Annotated in this window: 12 protein-coding genes; 4 read left to right on the top strand and 8 right to left on the bottom strand. The window is 38.7% G+C overall.

The features are described 5' to 3' along the window. Nucleotides 1-10: 10 nt before the first annotated feature. Entirely contained in the window at nt 11-619 is a 609-nt protein-coding gene (locus DV434_RS07785) for a chalcone isomerase family protein (protein ID WP_118784742.1), read from the top strand. Between the two features lie 98 nt (nt 620-717). Here the strand turns inward: DV434_RS07785 and rnm are convergent, their stop codons facing one another. The 6 genes from rnm to DV434_RS07755 all read right to left on the bottom strand — a co-directional run bounded on the left by rnm (nt 718) and on the right by DV434_RS07755 (nt 9,115). After that, complete coding sequence (gene rnm, locus DV434_RS07780) at nt 718-1,542, bottom strand: RNase RNM (RefSeq protein WP_118784743.1); 825 nt, start codon at nt 1,540-1,542, stop codon at nt 718-720. Further along, nucleotides 1,542-2,561 carry a quinone-dependent dihydroorotate dehydrogenase gene (gene pyrD / locus DV434_RS07775; RefSeq protein ID WP_118784744.1) on the bottom strand — a complete coding sequence of 340 codons (1,020 nt, stop codon included), beginning with the start codon at nt 2,559-2,561 and terminating at the stop codon, nt 1,542-1,544. The genes rnm and pyrD overlap by 1 nt, the downstream gene beginning before the upstream one ends. Nucleotides 2,562-2,743: 182 nt before the next feature. After that, nucleotides 2,744-5,014 carry a 5-methyltetrahydropteroyltriglutamate--homocysteine S-methyltransferase gene (gene metE, locus DV434_RS07770; protein ID WP_118784745.1) on the bottom strand — a complete coding sequence of 757 codons (2,271 nt, stop codon included), beginning with the start codon at nt 5,012-5,014 and terminating at the stop codon, nt 2,744-2,746. 199 nt (nt 5,015-5,213) lie between these two features. Then, entirely contained in the window at nt 5,214-6,074 is an 861-nt protein-coding gene (locus tag DV434_RS07765; RefSeq protein ID WP_118784746.1) for a BRO family protein, read from the bottom strand. 33 nt (nt 6,075-6,107) lie between these two features. After that, on the bottom strand, nt 6,108-8,717 hold the full coding sequence (gene pepN / locus DV434_RS07760; RefSeq protein WP_118784747.1) for an aminopeptidase N: 2,610 nt from the start codon (nt 8,715-8,717) through the stop codon (nt 6,108-6,110). A gap of 53 nt (nt 8,718-8,770) precedes the next feature. Then, entirely contained in the window at nt 8,771-9,115 is a 345-nt protein-coding gene (locus DV434_RS07755; RefSeq protein WP_118811577.1) for a type II toxin-antitoxin system HicB family antitoxin, read from the bottom strand. Between the two features lie 295 nt (nt 9,116-9,410). Here DV434_RS07755 and purE point away from each other — a divergent pair, with 295 nt between their 5' ends. The 3 genes from purE (at nt 9,411) to DV434_RS07735 (ending at nt 12,393) form a co-directional block, all read left to right on the top strand. Further along, nucleotides 9,411-9,905: a 5-(carboxyamino)imidazole ribonucleotide mutase gene (gene purE / locus DV434_RS07745; protein ID WP_118784749.1), complete on the top strand. Its 495-nt coding sequence runs from the start codon at nt 9,411-9,413 to the stop codon at nt 9,903-9,905. A 69-nt stretch (nt 9,906-9,974) separates the two neighbouring features. Next, the gene (gene purK / locus DV434_RS07740; protein WP_118784750.1) at nt 9,975-11,063 is read left to right on the top strand and encodes a 5-(carboxyamino)imidazole ribonucleotide synthase; all 1,089 of its coding nucleotides are present in this window, start codon (nt 9,975-9,977) and stop codon (nt 11,061-11,063) included. Nucleotides 11,064-11,202: 139 nt separating this feature from the next. Then, nucleotides 11,203-12,393, top strand: a complete 1,191-nt coding sequence (locus DV434_RS07735) for an amino acid aminotransferase (protein ID WP_118784751.1) — start codon at nt 11,203-11,205, stop codon at nt 12,391-12,393. 55 nt (nt 12,394-12,448) lie between these two features. Here DV434_RS07735 and DV434_RS07730 read toward each other — a convergent pair whose 3' ends face one another. Both DV434_RS07730 and DV434_RS07725 read right to left on the bottom strand, forming a co-directional pair. Next, entirely contained in the window at nt 12,449-13,267 is an 819-nt protein-coding gene (locus tag DV434_RS07730) for an IS3 family transposase (protein ID WP_239992745.1), read from the bottom strand. After that, complete coding sequence (locus DV434_RS07725; protein ID WP_118784753.1) at nt 13,255-13,608, bottom strand: helix-turn-helix domain-containing protein; 354 nt, start codon at nt 13,606-13,608, stop codon at nt 13,255-13,257. The genes DV434_RS07730 and DV434_RS07725 overlap by 13 nt, the downstream gene beginning before the upstream one ends. Nucleotides 13,609-13,634 lie beyond the last annotated feature (26 nt).

Below are 13,634 nucleotides of genomic sequence, written 5' to 3'. Positions count from 1 at the left end.
GCAATTTATTATGAAAATGAAATCCCTTTTTGTGGCAATGATAACGTTTTTTTCTGCCGCACCTTTTGCCCATTGGCAACCCATCGGAAATGCCGAATATACTTGGGGGCCGTTCCATGTTTATACCATTGGTTTATTTTCCGAAACGGGCACTTATCAAGAAAATGAACGCCCATTAATGCTCTCTTTCAAATATGAAAAACCCATTGAAGGAAAAAATTTTGCGATTACGCTTATTAAAGAAATCGAAACCTTAAAACTTAATGATGGCGATACTCAAAGCTGGCTTAAAGAAATGCAATCCACATTTCCTGATTTCTCACCAAACGATATTTTGAACTATATTGCCTTACCTGATAAAGGCTACTTCGTCTTAAATGACACTGTTTTGGAACACGATTTTGATGCTAAATTTAATCAGGCATTTATCGGCATCTGGCTTGCACCAAATAGTACCTTTGCAAAACTTCAGCCACAATTATTAGGCAAAACGAAAAGCAATCATGAAGCGGCTGAATTTTATCTCAAACCTGAAATTGAATCCTTTGATGAACAAGATTCAATGCCTGAATTGCCACCACATTATTTATTAGATAATCAGAAAAAATCCGAAGGATAAATTCAGTTTTTTATATTTTGAACCATAAAAAATACCTGTTTCCGAATAAATTATTATCAAGGAAACAGGTATTTATTATTTGAACATTCTCTATCTGACTAAAATTTTTCCCAAACAGGGATAACGCCATCAACTAAATCTAAATTTTTTCCTAACTCAATCCAACCACAAGGAAAATGAAAATCCGATCCAACCGATCCCAGTAGATCAAATTCTTTTGCCCAACGAGCAAGCATTTGACGTTGATCTCTTGTTTGACCACAATCCGCCATTTCCATGCCATCACCGCCCCAAGCCTTAAAATCGGTTATCAGCTTACGCACCCATTTTCCTGTCATGTTATAACGCAATGGATGCGCAATAATAGCTATACCGCCTGCGGCATGGATTGTCTCAATCGCTGTGGGAATATCAGTCCATTCAGCTTTAACAAATGCCGATTTTCCTTGCCCTAAATAGCGTTTAAAGGCCTGACCATCATTAGACACCTTACCAATCTGCACCAAATAACGTGCGTAATGAGCACGAGTAACCTCGCCATCAGCTAAAGCTTTCGCACCTTCATAAGCATGAGGAATCCCTGCTTTTTCTAATTTATCGCCAATTTCCACCGCTCTTTTTTCGCGTAATGCTTTTTGACTTTGCAAAAGTGCGGTCATTTTGGGATGAGTTTTATCGAAGTTTAATCCTACAATATGGATCCCTCGCCCTTCCCAATTTGTAGAGATTTCTATTCCGGTAATTAATTCAATGCCTACTTCTTTCGCTGCAATCTCTGCTTCATCAATACCTGCAATCGTATCGTGATCGCATAATGCAAGCACGTTCACGCCTTGCGCATAAGCTCGATGCACTAATTCCGTTGGACTCAACACCCCATCTGATGCAGTGCTGTGACAATGTAAGTCGTATTTTTTTGTCATTATTTAATATTTTTTACTAATTCTTTTACTAATTTTGGACCGTGATAAATCAATCCTGAATAAACTTGTAACAACTCGGCGCCAGCCTCAATTTTCTCTTGCGCATTTTGCAAACCATCGATGCCACCGCTACCAATAATCGGAATCTGACCTTTCAGCTCTTGATGTAATCGCTTAATAATCTCTGTGCTTTTATGCCGCAACGGCTTTCCACTTAATCCGCCTTGCTGTTCCGCATTTTTCATCCCCATCACAGTATCCCGAGAAACCGTGGTATTCGTTGCAATAACCCCATCCATTTTATGACGAACCAACGTATCCGCAATTTGTACTAATTCACTTTCCGTTAAATCTGGTGCAATTTTTACCGCAATCGGCACATATTTATTGTATTGGTTTGCCAAAATAGCCTGACGATCCTTGATGCCTCGCAATAAGTCATCGAAATAGTCACCATATTGTAACTGACGTAAATCTGGTGTATTAGGTGATGAAATATTCACCGTAATGTAACCTGCGTAGTTATAGGCTTTGTTCAAACAGAAAATATAATCATCTTTGCCTTGTTCCAAAGGTGTAAATTTATTCTTACCAATATTAATGCCAATCACGCCTTTATAACGTGCGTTTTTCACATTTTCTATAAGATAGTCAATACCATTATTATTAAAGCCATTACGGTTAATAATGCCTTCAGCTTCAATCAAACGAAACTGACGTGGCTTTGCATTTCCATCTTGTGCAACGGGCGTGACAGTTCCTACTTCTAGAAATCCGAAACCCAATGCACCGAAACCATCAATCGCCTCACCATTTTTATCCGCCCCTGCTGCCAATCCAATGGGATTAGGAAAATTCACACCCATTACCGTTTTCGGAAAACCTTTGGGAGCATGAATAAGAGATTTTAAGATCGGTTGAAATAAAGGGTTACCAGCTAATTTCAAGCATTGGATCGTGAAATTATGAGCCTTTTCAGCATCCATTTGGAAAATGCCGTGACGGAATAATTGATACATACTCGTTTATCTCTCGGGATAGTTGACTGTAAGAAAAGTGCGGTCAATTTTCACCGCACTTTAAGGGTAAGACTGCTCGTATTCTACGAGGAACAAAGATGATGTGCAAATAAAAAACCGAACCCAATCGGATTCGGCTTTAATTATGTTGTATTTGAAAATTATTCTTTCTGTATTATTACTTATGCTAATTCCGCACGTAATTTTTTGGTTACATCCACCATCACTTTTAATTGGTCAATGGTTTCTGTCCAACCACGTGTTTTTAAACCACAGTCTGGGTTTACCCATAAGCGTTCTTTTGGAATGACATTTAATGCTTTGCGTAATAAATGTTCTACTTCCGTTGCCGTTGGTACACGAGGGCTGTGAATATCGTAAACACCCGGGCCAATATCATTTGGATATTTGAAATCTGCAAATGCGGTTAATAGTTCCATATCTGAACGTGAAGTTTCGATGGTAATCACGTCTGCATCTAATGCCGCAATGGCAGGTAAGATATCGTTAAACTCGGAATAACACATGTGAGTGTGAATTTGCGTATCATCTTGCACGCCCATTGAGCTTAAACGGAATGCTTCGCCCGCCCATTGTAAGTATGCATCCCAATCTGCACGTTTAAGCGGCAAACCTTCACGAATGGCTGGCTCATCGATTTGGATAACTTTAATGCCTGCCGCTTCTAAATCTAACACTTCATCAGATAATGCTACGCCGATTTGTTTACATACGGTTGAACGTGGAATATCGTTACGCACGAATGACCATTGTAAAATAGTCACAGGGCCTGTGAGCATTCCTTTCATTACACGGTTTGTTAAGCTTTGTGCATATTGAGACCAGCGTACTGTCATTGGCTCTGGGCGAGTTACATCGCCGTAAATTACTGGTGGTTTCACACAACGTGAACCGTAGCTTTGTACCCAACCAAACTTGGTGAATGCGAAACCATCTAATAATTCCCCAAAGTATTCCACCATGTCGTTACGTTCCGCTTCACCGTGAACTAACACATCTAAATCTAATTCTTCTTGGCGACGCACCACATATTCAATTTCTTTTTTCATTGCCGCTTCGTAATCTGCAAGGGATAATTCACCTTTTTTGAAGCTCGCACGAGCATGACGAATTTCAGTAGTTTGCGGGAATGAACCAATGTTTGTGGTTGGCAGAAGCGGTAAATTTAACCACGCATTTTGCTTAACAATACGCTCTGCAAATGGCGATTTACGTTGATCCGCACCTTTTGGCAAGTTTGCTAAACGTTCTGCCACTTCAGGACGATGAATTTCTTTTGAGGTTGCACGTGCATCTGCCGCCGCTTGGCTTGCATCTAATGCAGCTTGAACAGAGACTCTGCCATTATTTAAGGCTTGTTTTAATACATTTAATTCTTCCACTTTTTGTAACGTGAAAGATAACCAGCTGTAAAGTGCGGTATTTTTTTCTTTTAATTGTACTTCCACTTCTAAATCAAATGGAGTGTGCAATAATGAACAGCTTGGTGCAATCCATAAACGCTCGCCTAATTTTGCTTTTAATGGCTCTAATACATCTAACACTTTGTTTAAGTTTGCACGCCAGATATTACGGCCCTCAATCACGCCAGCTGATAACACTTTGCTGTAATCTTCAAATGCTGCAAGTTGTTCTGGCGCACGCACTAAATCTAAATGTAAGCCTGCAACAGGTAAAGCTTTTAATAGCCCAGCGTGTTGTGCAACGGAACCAAAATAAGTGGCTAACAATAATTTTGCGTTCACTTTGCTTAATTCAGCGTAAACAGATTTATAAGCTTCAACCCATTCTGCAGGTAAATCCAATGCTAATGCAGGTTCATCAATTTGAATCCACTCTGCCCCTTCAGCCACTAATGCATTTAAGATTTCAACATAAACAGGCACTAATTGATTTAATAAATCGAAACGGTTAAATGCTTCGCCTTTTTCTTTACCCAACCATAAGAATGTTAATGGACCAACAATTACTGGTTTGAAGTTTAAGCCTAAGGCTTTTGCTTCACGGATTTGGTTTACATAATGTGCTGGATTAGCTTTGAATTGTGTATTTTTATGAAATTCTGGCACGAGATAGTGATAGTTCGTATCAAACCATTTGGTCATTTCAATCGCAAATTGATCTTTGTTACCACGTGCAAGTTGGAAATATTGATCAAGAGTTAAATTTTGGCTATCAAAACCAAAACGAGCAGGAATTGCCCCTGTTGCCACTTGTAAATCTAAAATATGATCGTAGAACGTGAAATCGCCCACTGCAACAAAATCCGCATTGGCAGCCGCTTGATGTTTCCAGTTTTTTTCACGCAATGCTTTTGCTAAATCTAATAAATCTTGCTCAGCTAATTCTTTACGCCAATAACGTTCTTGTGCAAATTTTAATTCACGTTTTGCACCCACACGAGGAAAGCCTAAAATATGTGATGTTGTCATAATAACTCCCGTTTTAAAGTAATCTTCTTAATCATTTAGACGGCTAAACGTCTGTACGGGCATAGAATGCGTCATCTTAGTGTATTATGCAAACTTATTATTTTCAGGATTTATATGAAATAAATTAATATTAAAGCCAGATATAAAACAAAGGGGCATACTAAATGCCCCAAAAACTATTGCAAAATTTACCGCACTTTTATGCGTTTTCATCCTTATGCTGAATTTCTTTTATTACATCACCAATTAATCGACCAAAATCAACGGCATTTTTAGAAGTAATAACAGGCTGTCCCGTTTCTTGTTCTAACGTCTCTTTCGCAATTTTTGCGACATTGCCACCCCTTTTAGCGACTCTTTTATTTTCTTCAAAACCTTGAGGATTTGATGTATTAGCAATATCTTTGGTAGCGGTTTCCGCAAGCATATTTAAGATTAATTCAGTGGTGGACATATTGTCTCTTAAATTTTGTTTTTTCAGCCCTTTAAAATCTTTATATTCTCTTGTCGTCATTCCACTCCATGCTTTAGAAATTTCATTGGTAAGAATGGCATATTCTTTCCCTTCAGCTACGCCATGAGCTTGCCAAGTATCTGTAAGCTCTTTTCTTACTTGTATAGCTTGCAGCCTTTGATTAATCCATTCTCGGCTATAACCTTTTTGAAGATAAGTTTCTAAGGCTCTATCAATGGTTAATTCAGGATCAATGATTTCATCAATTCTGTCTTTACCGACTTCAGCTAACCACATTTTGAAAGGTTCCGCTTTAGGTGAGGGAACAGATTGAATAATGCGGAAAATGCCTTGCATATCAGCAACATCAGTTTTGTACATTTTACCGTCTTTAGGTGATTTCATTTTCAGTTGGTTACAATATGTAACCGACTCACTTCCTTCATCTTTCAATCTCTTTTTCAATACTTTCCAATAGTTATTTGGATTTTCACTCTCAGTCAAAACCCCTACTACATCCACCACAGAAAAATACCATTCTTCTTTTTCATTATCCCAAATAGAACGGATTTCATTTCCTTCAAATAATTTAATTTTATTATCCAAGCTAATTTTCCTTTTAATCTGTACTAACTCAACTTACTGCAACGCTTTCTCAATTTTTTCAAATAAATCTTTTGAAAGATTTTCTACAATACTTAGGCGTTCTAAAGCACGTTTCATCAGCGTTTGGCGTTGAGCATCAAAGCGAGAAAAACGAATTAATGGCTCGATTAAGCGCGCTGCCACTTGTGGGTTACTTTCATTTAAACGGATTAAAACATCCGTTAAGAAACGATAGCCTGCTCCGCTTACATTGTGGAAGGCTTTTAAGTTGTGATTTGCAAAGCTACCTACTAATGCACGTAAACGGTTTGGATTGTTGAAGTTAAAACTTGGGTGATCCATTAATAACTGAATAATTCCCAACACATTTTCATCTGGGCGAGTGGCTTGTAATGCAAACCATTTATCCATCACTAATCCATCGTGTTGCCATTTTTGTTCAAAATCAGCTAATAACGCATCTCTGCAAGGTAATGCAGCTTTAGTCGCAACACTTAATGCGGCTAATGTATCTGTCATATTATTCGCATTATTGTAGTGTTTTTGCACTAGGTTGTTGCCCAAATTGGTGTAAGCCAAATAAGTTAAGCAAAGATTACGCATTGCACGTAAGGCGATGTCTTGTTGCGTAACTTGATAATCATCAAGACGAATATGGGTATAAACACGCAAGAAATCATCTTTTAACGATTCTGCAATTTGCGCTTGCATAAATGCTCTTGCGGCTGAAATGCCATCAGGATCGATAGTTTTGAAACCTTCCGCAAATTCCATTTCTTTTGGAAGGGTGAGAATTAAGGTTGCCAGTTCAATATCTTTCTCATAATGGTTCAGAACATGAGAAAGTGCGGTCAAAATTTCAGGCGAAATTTCTAGTGCCTCTCCTTGTTGGAAACGCACAACATTACGACGTAATTCTTGCGCAAATAACATCTGAGCCGCATCCCAACGGATAAATTGATTATCTGCGAATTTAAGCAAGCCTAATAACTGTTCCGTTTTATAATCATAATCCAGTTTTACCGGCGCGGAGAAATCACATAGCAATGCGGGAACGGGGCGACCATAAATGCCATGAAACTCAAAGACTTGGTCTTTTTCAGTAACATTTAATACATCACTCAACAATTCGCCATTATGTTGTAGCATTTGTTTCGTGCCGTTCGCATCATAAAGCGCAATTTTCAATGGAATATGTAAGTTTACTTTTTCCATTTGGTCCGCTGTTGGCAGCGTAGATTGCGAAACGGTTAAACGATAAGTATGAGTTTGTTCATTATAGGCATCGCTAATCAATAATTCTGGTGTACCCGATTGGCTATACCAACGGCGGAATTGGTTTAAATCGAGGTTATTTGCCTGTTCCATCGCAGAAACAAAATCTTCACAGGTTGCCGCTTTGCCATCGTTTTCAGCAATATAAAGTTGCATGCCTTTTTGGAAACCTTGCTCACCTAATAAAGTGTGCAACATACGAATGACTTCAGCCCCTTTTTCATATACTGTCACTGTATAGAAGTTATTCATTTCAATCACTTTTTCAGGGCGAATTGGGTGCGACATTGGGCTTGAATCTTCGGCAAATTGCACAGTGCGTAAAAATTTCACATTATTAATGCGATTAACAGCACGAGAGCCCGTGTCTGAAGAAAATTCTTGATCGCGAAAAACCGTTAAACCTTCTTTCAAACTTAATTGGAACCAATCTCGGCAAGTTACACGGTTTCCTGTCCAGTTATGGAAATATTCGTGTGCAATCACACTTTCAATGGCAAGATAATCTTCATCTGTTGCCGTTTGTGGATTTGCCAACACGAATTTAGAGTTAAAGATATTTAACCCTTTATTTTCCATTGCGCCCATATTGAAAAAATCGACAGCAACGATCATATAAATATCGAGGTCATATTCTAAATTAAAGCGATCTTCATCCCATTTCATCGCTTTTTTAAGACTTTCCATTGCCCAAGTTGCACGGTTAAGATTGCCGCGATCCACATAAAGCTCTAATACAACTTCTCTCCCACTTTTGGTGATAAATTTATCTTGTAATAAATCAAAATCCCCCGCCACTAAAGCAAATAAATAGCTTGGTTTTGGGAAAGGATCGTTCCATTCCACCCAATGGCGACCATCTTCTAATTCGCCACTCGCAATGCGATTACCATTAGAAAGTAAGTAAGGATATTTGGTTTTATCTGCGGTAATTTTGGTTGTATAGCGCGCCAATACGTCTGGGCGATCAAGCATATAAGTGATTTGACGGAAACCTTCCGCCTCGCATTGCGTACAAATGCCCTCACCAGACTGATACAACCCTTGTAATGAAGTGTTTTCGGCTGGCACAAGGAACGTCACAATTTCAAGTTCAAATTCTTCCGCACTTTTACCTTTTAAATCAAGCGTTAAACTCTCGCCATCTTGTTGATAAGCAGAAAATGGCTCACCATTAAATTTAATAGAAGAAAACTGGAAGCTATGCCCATCTAAACGTAAAGAAGTCGCTTCATCATTTAAGCGTTGGAATTTTGTGGTTGCCGTCACCACAGTATGTTTAGGATCAAGTTGAAAATCTAAATAAATGTCTGTGACAGTAAAATCTGGTTGTTTGTAATCTTTTCTATATTTTGCTTTGGCTAACATAATTTGCCCTACTTTGAAGAAAGAAAATGTGAATATGATATCGTTACGTTTTGTTATCTTAAACTTGGTTTTTCACGAAAAATTTTTTCTTGAATCGCTTCCGTCACAAAAGCATTAAGTGAACGATCGCCTGCTATTATCGTAGCTTCTCTATGCAATTCCTCGCCAATTCGTACATTAAATACACCTTTAAAAGATTTATTCGGTTCTTTACCTAATTCCAAACAATCTTGTAAATATAAATCAACAGATTGACGAAATTCTTTTTCTAGCTCAGATAATGACTCTGTTTCGTAAGTTACTAAATCACGAATGTAAGCAAGTTTACCAAACAATATATTGTTTTCTAAATCCGCCTCGATCGTGCCAACATAACCTTTATAATTTAATAACTTCATAGAATACCTACCTGTTTTAATGATTCTTTCACTGACTTTAAAGCACCACCTTTAATATAATTTTCAGTTGTAGGGTGGGCTTCAGCCCACCTTTGTTATGGCTAAATGGATAAAAAACGGTGGGCTAAAGCCCACCCTACGATCTATTCTTATAAAAATTGTGCCTAGGATAAAATTTTATCCTTAAAGTTGCAATGGTATTTTCCTATAAAACCCATTTAGCAAACGTTTGCTTGATATGTGTAAGATGTGCTATTCTACGCCACGTTTTTAAATAAAAAATTGAGAAAATAGCATGTCAAAAACTGCACAAATTGCCGTTGTGATGGGTTCCAAAAGCGATTGGGCCACCATGCAAGAGGCAACTCAGATTTTAGATGAATTAAAAGTACCTTATCATGTGGAAGTCGTCTCGGCTCATCGTACGCCTGATAAACTTTTTGAATTTGCTGAAAATGCACAAAAAAATGGCTATAAAGTAATTATTGCTGGTGCGGGAGGTGCGGCACATTTACCTGGTATGATTGCAGCGAAAACCCTTGTGCCCGTACTGGGTGTGCCAGTAAAAAGTTCTATGTTAAGTGGCGTAGATAGCCTTTATTCGATTGTGCAAATGCCAAAAGGAATCCCAGTCGGAACATTGGCTATTGGCCCTGCGGGTGCGGCAAACGCCGGATTGTTAGCCGCCCAAATTCTAGCAGGTTGGAATTTAGAATTGCTTTCACGCTTGCAATCTTTCCGTGAAAACCAAACTCATGCCGTACTGGACAATCCCGATCCACGTACATAAAAATATCTTCAGATCTGACCGCACTTTTAAAGTGCGGTTGTTTTTTTCGTCAATTTAACGAGAAATATTATGCAAAACTCCACCTTATACCCAACGGTTTATGTACTCGGCAACGGGCAACTCGGCAGAATGTTAGGTTACGCAGGCACACCTTTAGATATTTATGTTGAACCCTTAGCCTTCAATGCGCCAGTTTTTGACTTACCTGAAAATGCGATCATCACGGCAGAAATTGAACGCTGGGAAAAAACGCCTTTAACTGAATTACTCGGCAATCATAAAAACTTCGTTAATCAACATGTATTTGGATTATTGGCCGATCGTTTTACTCAAAAATCCTTACTAGATGAACTCAATCTTTCGACCTCGCCTTGGTGTTTATTAAAAGATAAAACGCAATGGAATGATGTTTTCCAAACTGTTGGCGAGAAAGTTGTCGTTAAACGCAGAACAGGCGGATATGATGGACGTGGTCAATGGATTATCAGCGATGAAAATAAAGCGGATATCACCGATGAATTATTCAGTGAAGTGATCGCAGAAAAATTTATTCCTTTCGATTATGAAGTTTCTATTGTAGGTGCAAGATTTAAAAATGGCGAAAAACGTTTTTATCCCGTTACACATAACCTGCAACAAAACGGTATTTTGCGTTACAGTGTGGTTGATAGTGCTTTTCCTCAACAATCAACACAACAAAAACAAGCAGAAGCCATGCTCGGCAAAATTATGGATAAATTAGGCTATATTGGTGTAATGGCAATGGAATGTTTTGTTGTAGGCGACAAATTATTGATTAACGAACTTGCGCCTCGTGTACATAACAGTGGGCATTGGACACAACTGGGATGCTCGATTAGCCAATTTGAATTACATTTACGTGCGCTACTTGATTTGCCAACGCCTGAATTACAAACTTTCGCGCCAAGTGTGATGGTGAATTTAATCGGCACAAACCATAATCCAACATGGCTTAATACACCGTTTGCACAACTTCATTGGTATGGTAAAGAAGTCAGAACTGGACGTAAAGTTGGGCATATCAATCTTTCTCATCCTAATAAAGCGGTCATTATTCAACAATTAGAAAAACTCCGCACTGAGTTACCAGAAGATTATCAATCGGGATTAAATTGGGCGATTGAAAAACTAAAATAATGTAAAAAATGACCGCACTTTTTGATGAATATTTAAAAATATCAAAGTGCGGTTAATTTTTATAAAAATCTTTCTTGATAAAATAAAACGGCTGAAGTATAAAATTATCCACCACACAACACATACATAAGGAAAAGCTATGTTTGAACATATCAAAGCGGCACCAGCCGATCCCATCTTAGGCTTAGGCGAAGCATTTAAATCTGAAACGCGTGAAAATAAAATCAATTTAGGTATTGGCGTTTATAAAGATGCGCAAGGCACAACCCCGATTATGCGTGCGGTAAAAGAAGCAGAAAAACACTTATTTGATAAGGAAAAAACGAAGAATTATCTGACTATCGATGGTATTGCTGATTATAACGAACGAACAAAAGCGCTACTTTTCGGTAAAGATTCTGAAATCATTAAATCTAATCGTGCGAGAACAGTACAAAGTTTAGGCGGAACGGGCGCATTACGCATTGCGGCAGAATTTATTAAACGTCAAACCAAAGCACAAAATGTGTGGATCAGCACACCAACATGGCCAAACCACAATGCTATTTTCAATGCGGTGGGCATGACGATTCGTGAATATCGTTATTATGATGCTGAACGCAAGGCCCTTGACTGGGAACATTTACTTGAAGATTTAAGCCAAGCAAGCGAAGGTGATGTGGTGCTTTTACACGGCTGCTGCCACAATCCAACTGGTATTGATCCAACCCCTGAACAATGGCAAGAATTAGCCGCACTTTCGGCGAAAAACGGCTGGTTACCTCTCTTTGACTTTGCTTATCAAGGTTTAGCAAATGGCTTAGACCAAGATGCTTACGGTTTACGTGCTTTTGCGGCAAATCATAAAGAATTATTAGTCGCAAGTTCATTCTCGAAAAACTTTGGTTTATACAATGAACGTGTGGGAGCATTTACCCTTGTGGCAGAAAATTCAGAAATTGCTTCGACCGCATTAACACAGGTGAAATCAATTATTCGTACACTCTACTCTAACCCGGCATCTCACGGTGGGGCGACCGTAGCAACAGTGTTAAATGATCCGCAACTTCGTCAAGACTGGGAAAATGAATTAACTGAAATGCGCGAACGCATCAAAAAAATGCGTCACTTATTCGTTCAGTTATTAAAAGAATATGGTGCAGAGCAAGATTTCAGCTTTATCATGGAACAAAACGGTATGTTCTCTTTCAGCGGTTTATCGCCTGAACAAGTTGATCGCTTAAAAGAAGAATTTGCGATTTATGCTGTTCGTTCTGGTCGTATCAATGTGGCGGGTATCACTGAAGACAATATTCGTTATTTGTGTGAAAGTATTGTGAAAGTACTTTAATTCATAAAAAGCAAAAGTGCGGTTAAGTTTGACCTGACCCCAAAAAGTTAGACTGTCATTTAAAGGATTGTTTTCGATATTGTATCGGACTCAGTCCTTTTAATTTTAGTTGAATCCGTCGGTGATTATAGTAATCCAAATAATCTCTGACAGCATCAACTATCTCCTCTCTACTGTTAAATTCCCGACCATAAAAGCATTCTGTTTTTAATCGTCCAAAGAAACTTTCCATTGCGGCGTTGTCCAAGCAATTCCCTTTTCTCGACATACTTTGAATGATGCCATGTTCAGCTAAGATTCGACGATAAGCTATCATTTGATATTGCCAGCCTTGGTCTGAATGTAAAATGACACCACAAGCTTTATTTAATCCTTTGACGGCTTGCATTAACATGTCCTCTACTTGCGCCCAGTTTGGGGAATAGCTAAGGTTATAGGAGACTATCTCATTGTTAAATAAGTCTAAAATTGGGGATAAATAGACTTTACTTCCATCTTTCGCCTTAAACTCGGTGATATCAGTTACCCATTTTTGTTTCGGGGCCGTTGCACTAAAATCGCGTTCAAGATGATTCGGTGCTATCACCCCTATCGTGCCTCGATAAGTGGTAAATTTCTTGCTTTTTCTTGACCGCACTTGAAGCCCAAGTGCCTGTATTAAACGTTGGACTTTTTTATGATTCACACCTGACAAACAGGCATGAACGCGTCGGTAGCCATAATCAGGATGATTGGCTTTGATGCGTTTAATGGCCTTTTTCAGCTCCTCATCCTTATCCAATTTAACCTGAAGTTTAGCAAAAAACGTACTACGCGCTAACTGTGCAAAGCCTAAAAGCCATTTTAATGGATAATGCGTTCTTAACCTTTGGATAATTTCCGTTGTTCGGCTTCGTCCTGAAGTCTGAGCTTTCTCAACTCCTTTAGGTAGGCTACCTCCGCTTCAAGCTGTAAAATTCTCAAACGTAAACGGTCTTCTTCAGTTTTGGGTGGCGGTGGCATTTTTGCATATTTGGGTTTCATTGGCGGTCGTCCTGATGGTTTATGGGGAATCAGTCCTTTTATGCCACTTTTTTCAAACCGTTTCAACCATGTCCCGACTAAGGCGTTGGATGGAATATTGTAAAAACGAGCCGCTTCTCTAATACTCATTTTCCGATTCAAAATAGGTTGAAGAACCTGTAATTTAAATTCGATTGTGTAGTGTTTACCCATAAAAAAATCTGCACCTCAATTGTTGG

Origin of the sequence: Haemophilus haemolyticus, assembly GCF_003493685.1 — a bacterium.
In the GTDB taxonomy this organism is placed as follows: domain Bacteria; phylum Pseudomonadota; class Gammaproteobacteria; order Enterobacterales; family Pasteurellaceae; genus Haemophilus; species Haemophilus haemolyticus_O.
The sequence above is the reverse complement of the archived record's forward strand: the minus strand, read 5'-3'. Positions and strand labels throughout refer to the sequence as shown.

What these genes read in the sequence shown, in the direction of transcription:
- DV434_RS07785 (WP_118784742.1), top strand. Translation starts at nt 11, where the DNA reads ATGAAAATGAAATCCCTTTTTGTGGCAATGATAACGTTTTTTTCTGCC.
- rnm (WP_118784743.1), bottom strand. Translation starts at nt 1,542, where the DNA reads ATGACAAAAAAATACGACTTACATTGTCACAGCACTGCATCAGATGGG.
- pyrD (WP_118784744.1), bottom strand. Translation starts at nt 2,561, where the DNA reads ATGTATCAATTATTCCGTCACGGCATTTTCCAAATGGATGCTGAAAAG.
- metE (WP_118784745.1), bottom strand. Translation starts at nt 5,014, where the DNA reads ATGACAACATCACATATTTTAGGCTTTCCTCGTGTGGGTGCAAAACGT.
- pepN (WP_118784747.1), bottom strand. Translation starts at nt 8,717, where the DNA reads ATGTTAGCCAAAGCAAAATATAGAAAAGATTACAAACAACCAGATTTT.
- DV434_RS07755 (WP_118811577.1), bottom strand. Translation starts at nt 9,115, where the DNA reads ATGAAGTTATTAAATTATAAAGGTTATGTTGGCACGATCGAGGCGGAT.
- purE (WP_118784749.1), top strand. Translation starts at nt 9,411, where the DNA reads ATGTCAAAAACTGCACAAATTGCCGTTGTGATGGGTTCCAAAAGCGAT.
- purK (WP_118784750.1), top strand. Translation starts at nt 9,975, where the DNA reads ATGCAAAACTCCACCTTATACCCAACGGTTTATGTACTCGGCAACGGG.
- DV434_RS07735 (WP_118784751.1), top strand. Translation starts at nt 11,203, where the DNA reads ATGTTTGAACATATCAAAGCGGCACCAGCCGATCCCATCTTAGGCTTA.
- DV434_RS07725 (WP_118784753.1), bottom strand. Translation starts at nt 13,608, where the DNA reads ATGGGTAAACACTACACAATCGAATTTAAATTACAGGTTCTTCAACCT.